This window comes from Mucilaginibacter gossypiicola (assembly GCF_900110105.1).
In the GTDB taxonomy this organism is placed as follows: Bacteria; Bacteroidota; Bacteroidia; order Sphingobacteriales; family Sphingobacteriaceae; genus Mucilaginibacter; species Mucilaginibacter gossypiicola.
This window is the reverse complement of the sequence record NZ_FOCL01000001.1, coordinates 475,336-489,791: the sequence shown is the minus strand read 5'-3', so window position 1 is coordinate 489,791 and position 14,456 is coordinate 475,336. Positions and strand designations below refer to the sequence as shown.

Here is a 14,456-nt window from a genome sequence, read left to right as displayed (position 1 = left end):
ATTTAATTAGTGCTGTGCATGGCGTACATTTGGCGCAGTTCCTTCTCAACAGAGGTTAATTCGGCTTCTTGTGTACCTGCTGTAGGTTGGATATTATCGCGCTCCGCACCAGGAGATACCGGCTCAGATCCTGGCTTAGCATCAACCTTTGCCTGTAGCGCAGCTATCTTAGCGTCTTTTTCGCCTATAGTTTTCACATGCGCTGCAATGGTGTTGTTGGCGGTTGTTAACTGGCCTTCAACAGCGGTTAATTGTTCAATTTCGCTATCAAGGCAAAGGGTAACACCCTTTATCCCGAAAGCTTCTATCTCTTCGTTTGCGGCTTCGAGATTTTCGGCCGTGATGGTTTCAACGCCTTTGAGCGCGGCTACCTTCGGTAATTTGTTTCCAAACATTTTATTTTGATCTTGATTTTGTGCTATGAGTTGCTGCATACGGGCCACTACTTCGGTGTAGTTTTTTATCCCGTCTATCAGGCCTATGCGCTGGGCATCTTCGGCAAAAAACATCTTTCCGGTTTTCCATTCGTCGCTTGTGAGTTTATCGGCGCGGTCGTCGGTAACCACGTTTAAAAAGCGGTCGCAAATAAATTTGAGTTCGGCCAGCAGCGCGGCTTTTTTACCGTTCAGGGCATCTTCAACATCTTTGTTTTTGTCAACGCTTTGAGGGGCCCGAATAATGATCTGCTCAATACCGTTCATCTCCAAAGCCTTCCTGATATCCAGCAGCGTAGCCATAACGCCCACGCTGCCCAGCATGCAAAGCATGTTGGCTGCATATACTTCGGTACTGCCTATAAATGCCCATACGCCGCCGCTGGCCATGCTGCCATCATTAACGAGGGTAAGTAAAGGTTTCTGCGCGCGGAAGCTTTGAACGGCAAGCCTGAGTGTTTCAATGCCATCTACCTGCCCGCCTGGTGTATCGGCCAGGATGATAAGGCCGGCAATGCTTTCATCGGCAGCATATTCATTGATGCGGGCCGCGTAATCTTCGGTACCATAGCTGCACATGCCGCCATAATGCATCATTACACCGGTAACACGCATAACAGCTATGCGTCCGGTGTACTCGTCATCCTGCGAAATGGTGATATCGCCCTCGCAACCGTCATCAAATTCGTCGTCTAATACAACGCGCTCGAAAGTATCTTTTGGGAGTTCGGCGGCTTTTGGTTCAAGCTTGCCGGATAGCACCGCCTGAGCGTACGGGAATGAGGCGTGTACGCCCTCTTCTGAGATGGCGAAATAACCTTTGGCTAATGCTGATACAAGTAAACTCATTTAAGCCAAAACTACCGGGCGGCAGATCGGCAAAAAAGGACAGCTATTTGAGAGGTAAGACAATAAGATTCAAGAGACAGGAAAAAAATATTGCTTCCTGAATCTTGAATCTTTGATCTATGAAGCCACAGCGGGTTCGCAATTAACCCAACTTACATTCAGCTTGTAATAATTAAGGCTTGCATAACCCTGCCCGGTGTCGGCATCGTGAGTGATGGTTACGGGGTTTGATGGCGTGCCGATGATCCTGGTTAAGCCGTTGTTATCAGTAGTTTGCAAAATGCCCGTTTGGCCGATGTATTTTTTAAACAGGTTATAGAGGTCGGTGTTTTGACGGTTAAAGGCGAAAACTATGGAGTAACTGTATTCCGGGCCGTTAACGCTATCCTTAGTGTTGTCCTTAATGGAGGTTTGCTCGGGTAAAAAATCGATAGTTTCCCAATCGTACCCTGTGTAAAATGTTACGGGGTTAAAGCCGCTAAGCCAGTTGGCCATGGCAAGCGAAATGGATCTGAGCGACCCGATATTATCATCTTCGGAAAATGCAGCTGCGAAAGCCATATGGTTGAGGTATTAATGTGCTATGGTGAATTGAAGGAAACTGGTTTCGTTATACATGGGCCCATCGGTATGGATCAGATTAAACTGCCTTTGAAAATTACCGATAAGCCTGGCGGCGGTCTGTTTTTGCTCGGCAGTTTGAGCGCTTGATGCTACCCGCTTTACCCAGGTATAAACATCATATTTATTGTTACTGGGTTTCATGCCGATAATGCGCTTAAAAAACTGATCTGATTAAGCAAAGCCGGGTTAACGATGGCCTCCTGTTCAACTTCCTGAAAAAAGTTAAGCGTAAACTGCGGCTTAACTTCGCGCTGATCACGGGCGCGGGCATCAAGGCGCAGGCGTTCGCGGTAATACCAGCGTTTAAGGTTTTCAAATGGCAGCTCGTCTTCAGTAAAGCCATACATTTTTTGAAACTCGCGGATGGTATCATCAACCTGGTAACCTGCCTGGTTAAGCTGCTTAATGAGGCGGTACATCTCTTCATGTATCAGATCTGCAACAACATCGTTAAAAAGCTTCACATTTTCGCTGCTGAACTGCAGCCCTTTTTTACGGGCGATACCTTCGCCGGCTACAGCGCCTATAAACGCGCCGTAATCAACCTTGTCCTTTTTGGTTACTTCGGATGCTTTTACTTTTGTTATGGGTTGCAGGGCGTTGTAAATGTAGGCAGGGATAAAACCACGGTCGGTAATAAAGAACCGCTCGCCGTAGTGGTACAGCAAGTACTTGCGGATGTACGGATGAACCGATATCCTGATGAGGTAATGGTTTGCCATTTGTGAAAGATTGTTTACCAAATATAACGATAAACATTCCAAAAAATCAGAATATTTTTCTGTAAAACAGAGAGCGCGCGCGAAAAATCATTTTCGGGTAACGTGTTTTGTGTTTTTTGTCTCCACAGTCCCTACACGCTCCACGCATCCCTACACGCTCCTACATCAAAAAGTGCGTTTTTGATAGCGTAAAGGCACATTAGGTTATGTGGAGAAAAAAAATCAATATTTGTTAAACCCTAAGCGTTTTTATTTTTTCGCTGTGTCGATTTTAAAAAGTGCCTTTAAACGCTTTAAAGACACTTTTACTTTTTAAACAACCTTTCGGCGGTAAAGGTACGCCGTCCCTACAAACAGGCAAAAGGACGCGTTTTTTGTAGGAACTATGTAGGGACTGTAGGTACGTGTTTAAACATTTATTACATTTTGGCATAAAAAAGCCCGGTTTTGGCCGGGCTGGGGTGGTGAGATGATGAACCTGTTAAAATGGGATGTTAGCTAAATATGGCGTGCCTTTTTTTATGATTTTATGCTCACTTAATGGACTACCTTCATCCTCTTCGCTAAATTCACTAACCGGGCATATCCCTTCGTCGTTTTGAAAATAGTCCTCTTCCAGCTGATAGGCATCAGTGATCCTTATCCCGCTATCTTCCTGTTGCACAAGTACGGGGCTCTTTAATTGCTCTTCTGTTAACCCATTGCAAAAATGTTTCAATGTTAGAAAAGTAATAGTTTCATTCTGTTCTACGTGGATTTGCGTTATCCGATCTTCAGGCACCAAACTCGCCTCTAAAAACCGTTGTTTTGCAACCTGCTCATCGTTGCACCACTGCATAACCAAGGAATTATCAACGCCTGTGTCTGTTTTAAAATGTACTCTGTAATTTTTCATATTTATTTAAGTTGTTAAAATTCTGCAACCTGAAAACCTGACAAACACCTGATCTTTACCCTGCGATTCGTCAAACTCGCCATCAACGTAAAAACCTTCATCTTCTACATGAATTACCCTAACCGGGTTAATAGGTTCGTGACCCGTAATTTTGCAACAGGTCATTACACATTCAGTATCTGAATGGTACTCGTAAACTTCGCCGAACATGTTACTTACTTTAAACTCATATCCGTATAAAAACTCTGCTTTTGTCATTCTATCGGGCTTTTTTCAACTATAAGGCTGCCTGATTGCAGCATGGTTATCATTTTTTCGGTATCAATTGGTTTGGGTGTGCAGGTCATGTACTCCAACAGGTGTATGTTGCGCGGCTCCCACTCGTTAGTTGCCTGGTTAAGCGTCCAACCTGCACTGGTGCACAGGTACCGTTTACCGGTTGTGGTGCTCAGGTACCAGGTGTATTGATGGATATCGGCGGCGGGGTTGTAGGGCATTACAATATTTCCTCTTTTAAAATCTGATCAGTAGTTAAGCCGAAAAACTCTGCAATTTGAATAAGGCGGAAGTATGCAGGTTCGGCTTCGTTTTCCCATGCCGATATGTTGTTTCTGTCAATGCCTTTAAACTTTTCGGCAAAGGCCTGCTGCGTTAGCCCATGGCGTTTACGCAAGCGTTTCAGGTTTTTGTGAAAGTGGTTGTACATCATTTATCATCCTCCTTTCCAAAAGCAGCCTCAACCAAAGCCTGATCAGTTGGGATGGCGTTTATTTCTTCGGTAAAATCAATTGCGGTAACATTCATGCGCCTGAAGGTTCGGTCACCTTTGTGGCTAACACTCAGGATACCGGTTACTTTTATTTCGCGGTCGCGCTTTAATTGGTGCGCCATGTTTACCAAATCGCTGATGCAGTTGGTGAGCACTTCGTTTTTAACCCGGTCGCCGGCATCGTTGGTGTAGCTTTCATCCTGCATCAGGGTAAATGTTAACTTTTGCTTATCGATGATATGCTCTAACTGGCTGTCAAATTTGAGGCGGCCGGTGATGGTAACCGTGTCGGCGGCATCATCACGGCTTCGGTCGAGGTTTACGCCCAGCATTTCGTAATCAAACACGTAGCTGCTGGTGTTGGTATCCTTAAACCAGCTTCCGGGGTTATTGCCCAGGTAACTTTCCTGATCTTTCATATACGCTATTATGGTTTGTTCATTTTGGCCTGCTTTGCCTGTTTGGCTGCGCATTTCTTTCATGTAAAGCGCGTGTATGGTGCCCAGGCGCAGGAATAGCAGTTTTTTAGGCCCGTCAAACTTTTTGGTAACCGAGATCTTTTTACCCGCTTCCTTGCCGGCATCCAGGCGTACTTCGGGTTTAGCTTCCACCCGGAAGTGGTTGCCTGCCTCAATAATGCCCTGGTCGAGCAGAAACTCAACCGTTTTCCAAAACTGGCTAAGCGAGTTACTTTCGCTCATTACGCTGGCCAGCTTGCTGATTTCTTTAATACAATGGTTAAAAAAGGTATCGTAGGTAAAGCCGAGATTAAACTTTTCGCTGATGAGCCCGGCAACGGAGAGGGCTACCGAGTAGTTTTCAACTATCCTGTTTTTAGCATTGATGCCCTCTTTTACCAGTTTGGCCTTAAGTGCTGCACTTGCCGCCAGGTACCGCATGGTAAAATGATCGGCAATAAATTCGCGGTATTGCAATACATCGCAGATCAGGCTGCTGATACCTTCCTTTTCGTGGCGTTTCAGCTCATCATACAGGGCAATCTTTTCGGCAGTGCGGTTACTGTCTTCCGTAATTTTGCAAGGGATGGTGCGGCTAAGTACCGAGTTATCATCTTTGGTGCTCAAAAACTGGCCTATGAGCATGATGGCCACGTTGATAGATTGCACCGTTGTTTTATTTCGCTTTCCGGTGCCCTTGTGCCTGCCTTCGCCGTCATACGCGCCCTTGATGGCTGTAAACCAATTTTCGTTAATCGTGTTTTCGTCGAACTCGTTTAAACCGATGGCGACGTTAGTAAAGCGGGAAAGCAGGCTGAAAAATGCAAAGTCGGTACCGTTAGCTAAATTGAACATGGGCATATTGAGTGTAAAGAACGCGGCAACCGATTCGGCAATTTTTGATTTGCCCGATCCTACAGGCCCGTAAAAGTAAAGCAGCGGAAAATTGCCATTTCGTTTAAACAGGATATCCCTAAAGCAGGTCATCACCGTGAAAATAATGGCCGTCATGCCATGCTCGGGATACACTTTAACCATCAGGTTACACCAGGCCTCAAAACCTATCGCAGACCTGTTATAACACAGGTATTTGTCGTTTTTGTAATTGTCATCTTCCTGCCTAACACCTTCCAGCACATTGCTGGCGCTCATGCTCAGGTAATTGTAATCGCCAACCTGCGCAAAGCCGTACTGGTTATAGTCAATCAGGCCATCTTTATAAATGATATTGCTAAAGCTGTAAAAACCCTCGGGCTGCCATCCCAGTGTATTGAGTTCAAAGCATTTGGGGTACTCCATTAAAAAGTATGATTTTAATTGGTTAAGGTGCGCTTTGGTAAAGCCGTTGAGCGTAAAAAATGCGCCCTCGCCGGTGATGATGGTATCAAACACCTCCATGCTTGTAAATGCTTTGCCTGGCAGTTCCAATACTGTTTTAATATGCCCGTTGTGCAGCTCGGTAAGGCGGCGGTTGCCCATTTCGTCTTTAGTGTAAATGTGCACCAACGGGATCAGCGTAAAGTTTGTGAGCTTTTTGGGCCCGTTACCGGTTGCGAAGTAGATACCTGTTGCGGGTCCGGCATTAAGGTGCTGTACCCAGCCTTGTTTCCAATAAAAATCGCTCAGCTCGGGGTTATTACTCAACCACGCCGGCAGCACATTGTCACCGTCATCAATGTGCTGTACGGTCTGCAACTCGCGCGAGCACATGAAATTGTTTATTTCCTTTACGACGGTTGCTTTCGGGATCTTGAATTTTGAGCCGATGTGTTTGGCTATTTCTTCGCGCTCAAAAGCGTTTTGGTAGTAACTGATATGCTCACAGATAGTGAGCAAGTTTGCCGAAATTTCTTCAGCTGTTTTATAGTCGGTATAATGGGCGATAAGCCAGTTTGCATAATTGATGTATTCGGAAGCAAAGGTGTTGATGCTGATGGTAAAACGCTGCGAAATAAGCGAATCGCATAGGTCTAAATCTTCGGCAGGGTCACGGCTCACTAATATTATTTTTGTGCCGATGCCGCGCAGGACGTTGCAGACTTCTTTAGTAGTTGTTTGCAGATTGCTAACCAGGTTGGGCAGTTCATCAGAGTTAAGTTCACTCAGCAACTCGTCATTGGTAACCAGGTGCCAATGCTTGCTGTCAGCATCATGGTTAAGCAGATCATAAGGCGCAATAGTTTCCTCAGCCGCAGGCTCGATAGACGGTTTAGTAAGTAGTATAGGTTGTATTTTGTCGAGCATGGTTATTGGCGTTTTTTGCAGAATTGTGACAGGTATGAATATTTTGCAGCGTACAGGGTGTGTATGTCGGGTTCGGGTTCCGCTATTTCTGATTTTACAGCCGTAACCTGCAAGCCCTCGTTTTCGAATGACAGTTTTACATTTTCAAAATCTATTGCTGGTGGCGATATTTTAACCCCTTCATTGATCATGGTTTGTAGTTCCTGTTCGGTGTAATAAAACACCATGTTTGGGTTGATGCCGTGCAGTTCAGTAAACTTCACCAGCTTTAAGGTATCTGTATGCAGCTTCATATACCTGATTATAAAATCGTTGTTTTCGTTCCGCAAATGCTCAATTTCGGTATTTGCTTCGTTGTAAAAATCAACCAGCTTATTAATGATATCGGCTTTGATATTAAGTATACGCTGCGTTGCGTTAGGCAGCGCAGCATACTTTTGCATATCGGCCTGCAAGCTTTTTACAACTGCCTCGAAATTGGATTTGGCGGATGATGAGGGCATGGTTAATCGTTTCTTCTGAATTCCTCGGCCTGATAGGTATAGTAAACAGATGGCTCCATTGATGGCATGAGGCCGAGGTAATAGTATTTATCACCAACAGTCATTACTGTATCGTAATACCATACACCATCTTCAGAGTGATGACATTCTCCGGCTTGACCTGTCTTACCATCATCGAAATGAGATGGAACCCATCCGCAAAGAATATTTTCGTAGAGTTCCCAATCAATTTGATCAAGAGGCTTTAGAAAGTCGTGTAATCCTAAACCACTCTTTTCATATTTTTTAAACGTTTTCGTAGCCATTGTTATTGATGTTTACCGTTGGTTGATATAACTTTAAAAAAGATAGCCCATACCCATGGGTTTGCATTGTAGTTTTCGCGGCCGTTTATTTTGCACCACAGTTCTGCCCAGTGGGCTTTTAAAAGCATTTCCTGTGTTAATATGATGCCGTTGTCTTTCTGCATAAAACCCTCAGGCAGGAATGATGCGGCAGAATTTTCTATACCCAGCTTGAACACTGGTTTGTTATCTGCACACGGTATACGCACCCCTTCTCGTAAAATATCGGTTTCGGTGATATCGTGCAGGCGCTCGGCCTCAATCTCGGTTATCTCAAGCCAAATTCGGGCAAAACATTTAGGTAGAAACCTTGCCCGCTGCCACTTGCCAAGCGTTTTCCTTTTCTTAAGGTTTTTTAGGGTATTTGCGGGTATCTCATCAAAGTGAAGCATAATCGCTCCTAAGTCTTTGAAAACACATTGTATATGGTTGCCGTTTACGCTTATTAAGTGCTCTTCGCGAACCCAAAGTTTACTACCTATTTCTCCAAATGGTGGCTTCCTTTCGATGATATCGGCATCAGTGATAGGGTTTTTACCGTTCGGAGCCCAGGTATATTTTCCTGAAGCGTGCAAAACAAGTGTTTGTAAATAAGTATCGGTTGGTAACTGTTTAATTTCGCGCCTTGTCACAGTTTTATTTCCTGCAAGTATGGCCTGCACCATAGCAGTGCTGAATAGTATAGGGTATTCTTTCATTTTATTACGTGATTAAATTTTAGGAAAGTTTTTATGTGTAACTCCATCAAGCAGCGCCCCTGCCATGGTTTTCCCCAGCTTATAGAACCTGTAATAGTTGTTCTCATCGTGAAAAACTTTTGATTTTGCGCGTATGTAATTGTCTTCTAAGTCGCGCTTTACATGAGGTGGCATTTGATCTAATTCAACCCAATCGCCCCATTGTTTAAAGAAAAATGGCACCCCATATTTAGCACATTGGTCTCTAAGCTGTCGGGCTGATTCAATATGTAACGGTCGCTCGGTATGTCCGCTTTCTCCACCACATATAACCCAATCAATACCCCTGGCATACGCAAATTTTTTTATATATCCGTCGAAGCCTGTTAAAGCGTTAAATCCATTACAAATGTTTGCAAGGTCGAGGCGGCCTAAAAGCGGCTCGCAACTTAAAAAACGCACTTTAGCCGGCACCATCAACAATATTGGTATTCTCTCTTCCGCAACAGGCTGGCTTTCTACGCTTGTTCCTATCCAAACATTATCCGGCCAATTTTTCAACCATGCATCAGGTACCATTTTTAAAATGTTTTCAGGGCGCTTGGTCAATAGCTGCCATATAAGGTTAGGCGTGTTAATAATGATGTAGAAAAGATCAATCCTGAGTTCATTTAATTGCGGGTGATCTTCAAATACATCGCCCATACTCGCGCAAAAAACCTTTGCGTTTATACCAACCTGCTTAGCATCTAAATCCCACTTAAAAGGCATCCGCCAATATTGTTTGGATTGTGTTTTCCGGGTGCTGTTTGGCCCCCAATGCGGGTTTTCATGGTTGTACCTGTTATCCTGTTTTTCGGCGTAGCAGTTTTTACAACCTTCGCTTACTTTCATACAGCCCCACCAAGGGTTAAAGGTGTGGTCTGTCCATTCAATTGATGAGTTTTGCATGATTAACAGCCTTTTTCTGTGAAATAATTTTTGTAGTTCATCCATCCGCGCGAAGTAAAAAAGCCCCATTGGCGCACGTATTTCGATACAAAAACAAGGGTGTAGGCTGGCTTATCGTTCAAGAGTACCACCCGGTGAGCGTGGTGTGCAGCCCTGTAAATGATCATGCCGGGCCAAATGCGTTTTTGTTTTCGGTAACCTGGCGCCGATCCGTCCGGTACCTCTTCCATATAGCCGCGCCAAAGGATTATGCTAACAAAGTTCCAGGGGTGATCGTGAAGGTCAACAGCGTCACTACGGTGAAATTTGTGAAAGTAGATTTTAAGCTTTTTGCCGTAAAAAATGATAAACCGGGTTAGATAAGGCTCATGGGCGTCGCCACGCGCTTCGCAACCGTAAATTATTTTTTTGCGCTGGATGCCTGATTTTAACCATTGGTAAATTTCGGATCGGAAGGCGCAGATAAGCGCCAGTGCTATACACGACAATACAACCGCCGCGTACTTGATAAGGTAAATTATGGCTTCCATAATGGTTTGTTGGTTTTTAAATTAATTGCGCTTGTTTAAGTTTCCTGATATCAGAAGGGCACGTAACCCGGAAGGTGGTAACCTCATCCAGTTCGTCGCCCACAATCAGGTGCTGGCAACCCCAGCGGTTAACACAAAGTATGTACGGTATGCCTTTTGTCAATTGGTAGCTGATGTTTGACCTTGTTTCGCCGGTTGCTGTGGTTTCGGCATGGTAAATATCAATGTGGCCAATACTCAGCTTAATAAAAGCGGTTTGCCTTGTTTTGCATTTAGGGCATACAATATCATAAGCCTGGGTTAACGCCTGTTTGTGCATGATGTATGATTTATTTCGTTAATCAGGATATCAATAGGCATATTTTCGATGTGTTTATCAATGCGTGAGTTCAGCATGCAAATGGTCATCATATTGCCCTCCAGTCTTAACCCGGCCATTGCCCTCGGCACTTCGGGAATGGATTCATCGTTAATGATATCTTCAAGATCCTGATTTTCCATTTCGAGCAGTTCCAGCTCAGAAAAGGCCGCGTTAAGAAATACATTCATCGTTGTTGTTTTTTGATCCGGTTACGAACTGCAAAGTATTTGGCTTTGCTCTTTTGCCTTTCAACCCTACCGGCCCTGCTTTGATAAACCTCTTTAGCTAAGTCGAGATATTGAGCGCGGGTAATTGATTCGGGAATGTTTTCAATTTGGCCGTACTTAATCTTCATATAGAAGTCTTTATAAGCAACCAACCCGCAAACAGCTATGTAATTTTCGAGTGAGGCTTTTACGCCCGCCTCGGGTGTGCCGAAAACATCATTGTTTTCCGGCACGTTTGGGAATAGTTCCAGTGAGGTTTGCATTATGCAGCCTCCCTTAAAAGTTCGAGTAGTTTTTCGCTCATTTTGAAAAAATGAGCTTTTCGTGCGCTGGTGCGCGCAGCATCAGCATCAGCAGCAGCATCAGCAGCATAAGCAGCATCAGCAGCAGCAGCAGCATAAGCAGCATCAGCAGCAGCAGCAGCAGCATCATTTCTTACTTGCGCCCATTCATCATAGGTAACGGTTTCGGTAATTGATCTTGTAAAAGCATCAGCAACGTCCTGTATAGCCTTTCTTTGCTTATCATTTTTAGCAAATTTTATAACGCCTTCGGCGTTATCTGCCAGCATCCAGGCCATAAACCTGCGCCAAACATTTTCAAGATTAACACCAACCGGTACAGCCTCTATAAACCGCAATGGCCACTCTTTTGAATTTTCGACTGTCATCCCCTCGAAAAAACGATCCTCAAGTCTTGCCAATATGCGCGGGATACCTAATTGGGTTTCATACCTTCCGTGTATATCCGAGGTATTTACGGTCTGTTTTTCGAAATCTTCGGGGCTGAACATGGTACAGGTAACTGCACAGCCTTTTTGATTTTCCCAATATGATCCCTGCCTCAGGTTATCTAATACCTGGTGACGTTTAATGTCTGCTATTTTAGCATCCTTAATTTCCTGCTTTCCGTGAAAGCTGATAAGCGGTTTGTTCATTTGTTTATGGTTTGATTGTTAAATTATTGTTTGATGTATCAGAGGTAATCCCGGCAGGCCTGCATAATGGCCTCTATTTTTTCATACCATGTTTGATACAACTTTTTTGTAGCGCGAGGCGCTATAAAATGCAGGTCGAGCGCGCATGTCATTACGGTTTTAATAACTTGTTTTGGTGATGATTGCAACTCGGCAATTTCCAGCTTGATCAAAACCTGCTCAACAGCTTCCAATTTTTCAGCCGCCCCCGTAGCATACTGATAAGCTTTTAAGGCGTATTTTCGCTCAATGGCATAACTACGAAGCTTATTAACTACATCACGCTCGGTAAGCACCGTGCCTGTTTGCTGTTGCATGGTTTGGGTTTGCATGGTTATATCAAATGTTTTTGAGTGGCGAACCTGGTTAAATCGGCTTTGCGCTGAAAGCCTGTTTTTTTGCGGATATTACGGGTATGAGTGGTTACCGTACCGATGGCAATATTGAGTTTATGAGCTATTTCCTTGTCCAGGTACCCCATGGCAACATGCTTTAAAACTTTAACCTCCGATGATGTAAGTACTTCACCGATATTGGTCTTTAAACTATCGCAAACAATACCCTCCATTTTGCATATTCCGCGCTTTGGGCATGGCCAGTATTCCTTTTGCTGTAACTGGCCGTTTATCATATCCGGCGTATGATCAAAGCCACCGTAATTACATACTACGTATTGGTTTATCACCGGCATGCGACCGTATATCCCCATTTTGGCAATGCCTTTAAGTTTTTCAGGGTGCTGCAACATATCTGCCTCAATGGTTGCTATCATGTTTCCGCTTAGTTCGTCAATACTTACAGCGCGGCCGCCGGTAAGGCAAAAGGCTTTCATGTCAGCATCTGCAAAAAACTCTGCATTTTGGTCGAATAGTCCTGCGGGTAAAGTGTGCATGGATCAGGCGTTTAATTTTTCTAAAAGTGATTGCCTGTTTGCCTCTGCGGCGGCAGCCTTTTGCTTTCCTTTAACTGCTAAATCGAGCAGGTAATCAAAAACATCATCATTATTGCGCGCCCCTGAAGCAACTTTGCCGATAGTTGACTCAGACAAATCAAATTTTTCAGCGCCGAGTTTCCGCCAGTTTTCGGGGAGGTATTCGGTAGGTATCTTCGGTTTAGTGTCGTCGGCCATTTTGTACTATTTAAATGGTATTTTTTAATTGGTTGCTTTGTGCTTAATTTGTGCTACAATTGTGTTGGCTTTGTGCCCTAATTGTGATATAAATGTACTATGATAAAATGTAATATTCCAAATACTTATAATAAGTTTTTGGAATAAACTATATAACTATCTGATTTAAAGCAAAATAAAATTTACAAAAAAATGGAAGAATACCCGTTCAAGGCGCTCTTAAAAGAAAAATTTGAACTTACTGGAGAAAAGCTGGCCTGGTTTCTCGATGAGGCAGATGTTAGCCAGGGATGGTTTTATAATCCGTCTGCATTTATCGACACTAAGCTTAAAACAATTATGAAAGTGTCAGAAGTTTTGAAGTTTGATTTTTTATCGGATTATTTCAGATATATAGGAAAGGAGGCACCAACAATGCATGTGCTAAGAGAGCCAGCAGGTACGTATGGAAACGAGGAAATAACGGTGCAGGTGTCGCTAAAAGGGGATATAAGAAAATTAAGCAAGATGCTTGATAAAATAAAGACTGAAACGGATAAGGAAGGGGTTAAAATTCAGTAATGTTTCTCCTTTGTTTCACTATGTTTTTATAACTGACTGTTTTTCAGTTAAAAGCCAATTCATAATTGACCTCTCCGGGGTCACTTTTTTAAGCAAGTTGTCAATAAAATTGACAACTTTTTTTATGACTTGGTTTCCGATAAATGGTGGTGTTTAACAACATAGAAGTTTTTAATTTAACCATGCCCAAACGGCCTAAGAATGCCACCTTGAAATTATAACGACATTTTCTTGGCGCCTTAATAAATAGGATACTTTAACTTATAAGTTAGTACAAGCTTCCCTTTTAATAGGGTATCCACTCTATTAATAATTACATATAGGTGCTGCTTTTGGGGGGCTTTGAATTTGAGGATACAGGTTGCAGTTGAGTCGGCAAACAACCAATGCTCCTTTCCGAAACAGCAATTGTCAACAGCGATAGTATCAGTAATTTTCTTTTTGTTTGCCACCGTATCATGCAAAATCCACACCTGATGCCAGGAGTTTTTTGTTGAACTTATTTTTAAAGTAACCATTTTAGCGTTGTTACTTTTAACCAATGTGGCGTTCAGGCCTGCACACTTTTCAGTGTTTGCGAAATATTTTTTAAAAGCGGGCGCCCCAAACTGCGCCAACAATCCAACGCTATAAAAAAACACACCAATTGAAGTAAGTATAACTGCCGATTTAAACCGAATATTATTTCGCTTTGCAGCTTTGTTAAAAGCGGCCCGTACAGATTCCGGATCGGCCGCATAAAATGATTCAGGTACGGGGAAATAAGCAATAGTTGCCAGCCAGTATGCCATAGTTAAGCTCATAAAGGCAAATCCCAATAACAATAATGAATAAATATTCCAGTCGTCTTTTTTTGAAAAAACTACCGATCCCATTGTTGTTGCCGTATAAACAGTAAAAACCCATGCAATAGCTGCCTGTAATTTTTGGATAGCATCTTTTCTGTTTGGAGCTGAGTTGTAAACTTCTTCGGCCCCGATATTAAGCCAAAAAGGGTCCGAAACAACATTCGTATCATTGATTGCCATAACTTTAACAGCTTATGTTGTATTGATTTTTATGGTTAAGCACACAAACAAGGGTAAATAAATGAAACACAGTTCTTTGTGTGCCTGATTTTTTGAATAACTGATGTTGGGCGTGGATATCCTGGATCCCCAACTCGCTTACAATAAGCGAGTCAACTTGATTAATACTGGCCG

General features: G+C 43.4%; 23 protein-coding genes. 1 reads left to right on the top strand and 22 read right to left on the bottom strand.

All coding sequences use genetic code 11. The annotated features are described in order from the left end of the window. Nucleotides 1-2: 2 nt before the first annotated feature. The 21 genes from BMX50_RS01840 to BMX50_RS01740 all read right to left on the bottom strand — a co-directional run bounded on the left by BMX50_RS01840 (nucleotide 3) and on the right by BMX50_RS01740 (nucleotide 12,693). On the bottom strand, nucleotides 3-1,283 hold the full coding sequence (locus BMX50_RS01840) for a S49 family peptidase (RefSeq protein WP_091206843.1): 1,281 nt from the start codon (nucleotides 1,281-1,283) through the stop codon (nucleotides 3-5). A 117-nt stretch (nucleotides 1,284-1,400) separates the two neighbouring features. Continuing rightward, the gene (locus tag BMX50_RS01835; protein ID WP_091206840.1) at nucleotides 1,401-1,844 is read right to left on the bottom strand and encodes a hypothetical protein; all 444 of its coding nucleotides are present in this window, start codon (nucleotides 1,842-1,844) and stop codon (nucleotides 1,401-1,403) included. 12 nt (nucleotides 1,845-1,856) lie between these two features. Then, nucleotides 1,857-2,048, bottom strand: a complete 192-nt coding sequence (locus BMX50_RS01830) for a hypothetical protein (RefSeq protein WP_091206838.1) — start codon at nucleotides 2,046-2,048, stop codon at nucleotides 1,857-1,859. Then, nucleotides 2,045-2,629, bottom strand: a complete 585-nt coding sequence (locus BMX50_RS01825) for a hypothetical protein (protein ID WP_091206835.1) — start codon at nucleotides 2,627-2,629, stop codon at nucleotides 2,045-2,047. Before BMX50_RS01825 ends, BMX50_RS01830 begins: the two co-directional genes overlap by 4 nt. A gap of 481 nt (nucleotides 2,630-3,110) precedes the next feature. Then, entirely contained in the window at nucleotides 3,111-3,524 is a 414-nt protein-coding gene (locus BMX50_RS01820; RefSeq protein ID WP_091206829.1) for a hypothetical protein, read from the bottom strand. A gap of 6 nt (nucleotides 3,525-3,530) precedes the next feature. After that, nucleotides 3,531-3,782 carry a hypothetical protein gene (locus BMX50_RS01815; protein ID WP_091206826.1) on the bottom strand — a complete coding sequence of 84 codons (252 nt, stop codon included), beginning with the start codon at nucleotides 3,780-3,782 and terminating at the stop codon, nucleotides 3,531-3,533. Then, nucleotides 3,779-4,021, bottom strand: a complete 243-nt coding sequence (locus tag BMX50_RS01810; protein WP_091206823.1) for a hypothetical protein — start codon at nucleotides 4,019-4,021, stop codon at nucleotides 3,779-3,781. The genes BMX50_RS01815 and BMX50_RS01810 overlap by 4 nt, the downstream gene beginning before the upstream one ends. Further along, nucleotides 4,021-4,233: a helix-turn-helix domain-containing protein gene (locus tag BMX50_RS01805; RefSeq protein WP_091206821.1), complete on the bottom strand. Its 213-nt coding sequence runs from the start codon at nucleotides 4,231-4,233 to the stop codon at nucleotides 4,021-4,023. Before BMX50_RS01805 ends, BMX50_RS01810 begins: the two co-directional genes overlap by 1 nt. Then, nucleotides 4,230-6,995, bottom strand: a complete 2,766-nt coding sequence (locus BMX50_RS01800; RefSeq protein ID WP_091206818.1) for a hypothetical protein — start codon at nucleotides 6,993-6,995, stop codon at nucleotides 4,230-4,232. The genes BMX50_RS01805 and BMX50_RS01800 overlap by 4 nt, the downstream gene beginning before the upstream one ends. Nucleotides 6,996-6,997: 2 nt before the next feature. After that, on the bottom strand, nucleotides 6,998-7,498 hold the full coding sequence (locus BMX50_RS01795; protein WP_091206815.1) for a hypothetical protein: 501 nt from the start codon (nucleotides 7,496-7,498) through the stop codon (nucleotides 6,998-7,000). Nucleotides 7,499-7,500: 2 nt separating this feature from the next. Continuing rightward, nucleotides 7,501-7,803 (bottom strand): hypothetical protein, encoded by a 303-nt coding sequence (locus tag BMX50_RS01790; RefSeq protein ID WP_091206812.1) that lies wholly within the window; start codon nucleotides 7,801-7,803, stop codon nucleotides 7,501-7,503. 2 nt (nucleotides 7,804-7,805) lie between these two features. Then, nucleotides 7,806-8,540, bottom strand: a complete 735-nt coding sequence (locus BMX50_RS01785; RefSeq protein ID WP_091206808.1) for a hypothetical protein — start codon at nucleotides 8,538-8,540, stop codon at nucleotides 7,806-7,808. 12 nt (nucleotides 8,541-8,552) lie between these two features. After that, nucleotides 8,553-9,470 carry a DUF5131 family protein gene (locus BMX50_RS01780; protein WP_091208551.1) on the bottom strand — a complete coding sequence of 306 codons (918 nt, stop codon included), beginning with the start codon at nucleotides 9,468-9,470 and terminating at the stop codon, nucleotides 8,553-8,555. A gap of 2 nt (nucleotides 9,471-9,472) precedes the next feature. Next, a complete protein-coding gene (locus BMX50_RS01775) occupies nucleotides 9,473-10,000 on the bottom strand; it encodes a hypothetical protein (RefSeq protein ID WP_091206805.1) in 528 nt (175 codons plus the stop codon). Nucleotides 10,001-10,016: 16 nt separating this feature from the next. Then, nucleotides 10,017-10,319 (bottom strand): hypothetical protein, encoded by a 303-nt coding sequence (locus BMX50_RS01770; protein ID WP_091206802.1) that lies wholly within the window; start codon nucleotides 10,317-10,319, stop codon nucleotides 10,017-10,019. Beyond that, nucleotides 10,301-10,549 carry a hypothetical protein gene (locus tag BMX50_RS01765; RefSeq protein WP_091206799.1) on the bottom strand — a complete coding sequence of 83 codons (249 nt, stop codon included), beginning with the start codon at nucleotides 10,547-10,549 and terminating at the stop codon, nucleotides 10,301-10,303. The genes BMX50_RS01770 and BMX50_RS01765 overlap by 19 nt, the downstream gene beginning before the upstream one ends. Continuing rightward, nucleotides 10,546-10,851, bottom strand: a complete 306-nt coding sequence (locus tag BMX50_RS01760) for a hypothetical protein (RefSeq protein WP_091206796.1) — start codon at nucleotides 10,849-10,851, stop codon at nucleotides 10,546-10,548. Before BMX50_RS01760 ends, BMX50_RS01765 begins: the two co-directional genes overlap by 4 nt. After that, on the bottom strand, nucleotides 10,851-11,525 hold the full coding sequence (locus BMX50_RS34385) for a hypothetical protein (protein WP_091206794.1): 675 nt from the start codon (nucleotides 11,523-11,525) through the stop codon (nucleotides 10,851-10,853). Before BMX50_RS34385 ends, BMX50_RS01760 begins: the two co-directional genes overlap by 1 nt. A 38-nt stretch (nucleotides 11,526-11,563) precedes the next feature. Then, on the bottom strand, nucleotides 11,564-11,896 hold the full coding sequence (locus BMX50_RS01750; RefSeq protein ID WP_091206791.1) for a hypothetical protein: 333 nt from the start codon (nucleotides 11,894-11,896) through the stop codon (nucleotides 11,564-11,566). 2 nt (nucleotides 11,897-11,898) lie between these two features. Then, a complete protein-coding gene (locus tag BMX50_RS01745; RefSeq protein ID WP_091206787.1) occupies nucleotides 11,899-12,456 on the bottom strand; it encodes a response regulator transcription factor in 558 nt (185 codons plus the stop codon). Between the two features lie 3 nt (nucleotides 12,457-12,459). Then, on the bottom strand, nucleotides 12,460-12,693 hold the full coding sequence (locus tag BMX50_RS01740) for a hypothetical protein (protein WP_091206785.1): 234 nt from the start codon (nucleotides 12,691-12,693) through the stop codon (nucleotides 12,460-12,462). A gap of 192 nt (nucleotides 12,694-12,885) precedes the next feature. Between BMX50_RS01740 and BMX50_RS01735 the strand changes: the two genes are divergently transcribed. After that, nucleotides 12,886-13,254 carry a hypothetical protein gene (locus tag BMX50_RS01735; protein ID WP_091206780.1) on the top strand — a complete coding sequence of 123 codons (369 nt, stop codon included), beginning with the start codon at nucleotides 12,886-12,888 and terminating at the stop codon, nucleotides 13,252-13,254. 239 nt (nucleotides 13,255-13,493) lie between these two features. Here BMX50_RS01735 and BMX50_RS01730 read toward each other — a convergent pair whose 3' ends face one another. Then, nucleotides 13,494-14,282 (bottom strand): hypothetical protein, encoded by a 789-nt coding sequence (locus BMX50_RS01730; RefSeq protein WP_091206777.1) that lies wholly within the window; start codon nucleotides 14,280-14,282, stop codon nucleotides 13,494-13,496. Between the last annotated feature and the right edge of the window lie 174 nt (nucleotides 14,283-14,456).

Excerpts from the sequence above, each read along its gene's own strand:
- BMX50_RS01840 (WP_091206843.1), bottom strand. The coding sequence starts at position 1,283 with ATGAGTTTACTTGTATCAGCATTAGCCAAAGGTTATTTCGCCATCTCA.
- BMX50_RS01835 (WP_091206840.1), bottom strand. The coding sequence starts at position 1,844 with ATGGCTTTCGCAGCTGCATTTTCCGAAGATGATAATATCGGGTCGCTC.
- BMX50_RS01830 (WP_091206838.1), bottom strand. The coding sequence starts at position 2,048 with ATGAAACCCAGTAACAATAAATATGATGTTTATACCTGGGTAAAGCGG.
- BMX50_RS01825 (WP_091206835.1), bottom strand. The coding sequence starts at position 2,629 with ATGGCAAACCATTACCTCATCAGGATATCGGTTCATCCGTACATCCGC.
- BMX50_RS01820 (WP_091206829.1), bottom strand. The coding sequence starts at position 3,524 with ATGAAAAATTACAGAGTACATTTTAAAACAGACACAGGCGTTGATAAT.
- BMX50_RS01815 (WP_091206826.1), bottom strand. The coding sequence starts at position 3,782 with ATGACAAAAGCAGAGTTTTTATACGGATATGAGTTTAAAGTAAGTAAC.
- BMX50_RS01810 (WP_091206823.1), bottom strand. The coding sequence starts at position 4,021 with ATGCCCTACAACCCCGCCGCCGATATCCATCAATACACCTGGTACCTG.
- BMX50_RS01805 (WP_091206821.1), bottom strand. The coding sequence starts at position 4,233 with ATGATGTACAACCACTTTCACAAAAACCTGAAACGCTTGCGTAAACGC.
- BMX50_RS01800 (WP_091206818.1), bottom strand. The coding sequence starts at position 6,995 with ATGCTCGACAAAATACAACCTATACTACTTACTAAACCGTCTATCGAG.
- BMX50_RS01795 (WP_091206815.1), bottom strand. The coding sequence starts at position 7,498 with ATGCCCTCATCATCCGCCAAATCCAATTTCGAGGCAGTTGTAAAAAGC.
- BMX50_RS01790 (WP_091206812.1), bottom strand. The coding sequence starts at position 7,803 with ATGGCTACGAAAACGTTTAAAAAATATGAAAAGAGTGGTTTAGGATTA.
- BMX50_RS01785 (WP_091206808.1), bottom strand. The coding sequence starts at position 8,540 with ATGAAAGAATACCCTATACTATTCAGCACTGCTATGGTGCAGGCCATA.
- BMX50_RS01780 (WP_091208551.1), bottom strand. The coding sequence starts at position 9,470 with ATGCAAAACTCATCAATTGAATGGACAGACCACACCTTTAACCCTTGG.
- BMX50_RS01775 (WP_091206805.1), bottom strand. The coding sequence starts at position 10,000 with ATGGAAGCCATAATTTACCTTATCAAGTACGCGGCGGTTGTATTGTCG.
- BMX50_RS01770 (WP_091206802.1), bottom strand. The coding sequence starts at position 10,319 with ATGCACAAACAGGCGTTAACCCAGGCTTATGATATTGTATGCCCTAAA.
- BMX50_RS01765 (WP_091206799.1), bottom strand. The coding sequence starts at position 10,549 with ATGAATGTATTTCTTAACGCGGCCTTTTCTGAGCTGGAACTGCTCGAA.
- BMX50_RS01760 (WP_091206796.1), bottom strand. The coding sequence starts at position 10,851 with ATGCAAACCTCACTGGAACTATTCCCAAACGTGCCGGAAAACAATGAT.
- BMX50_RS34385 (WP_091206794.1), bottom strand. The coding sequence starts at position 11,525 with ATGAACAAACCGCTTATCAGCTTTCACGGAAAGCAGGAAATTAAGGAT.
- BMX50_RS01750 (WP_091206791.1), bottom strand. The coding sequence starts at position 11,896 with ATGCAAACCCAAACCATGCAACAGCAAACAGGCACGGTGCTTACCGAG.
- BMX50_RS01745 (WP_091206787.1), bottom strand. The coding sequence starts at position 12,456 with ATGCACACTTTACCCGCAGGACTATTCGACCAAAATGCAGAGTTTTTT.
- BMX50_RS01740 (WP_091206785.1), bottom strand. The coding sequence starts at position 12,693 with ATGGCCGACGACACTAAACCGAAGATACCTACCGAATACCTCCCCGAA.
- BMX50_RS01735 (WP_091206780.1), top strand. The coding sequence starts at position 12,886 with ATGGAAGAATACCCGTTCAAGGCGCTCTTAAAAGAAAAATTTGAACTT.
- BMX50_RS01730 (WP_091206777.1), bottom strand. The coding sequence starts at position 14,282 with ATGGCAATCAATGATACGAATGTTGTTTCGGACCCTTTTTGGCTTAAT.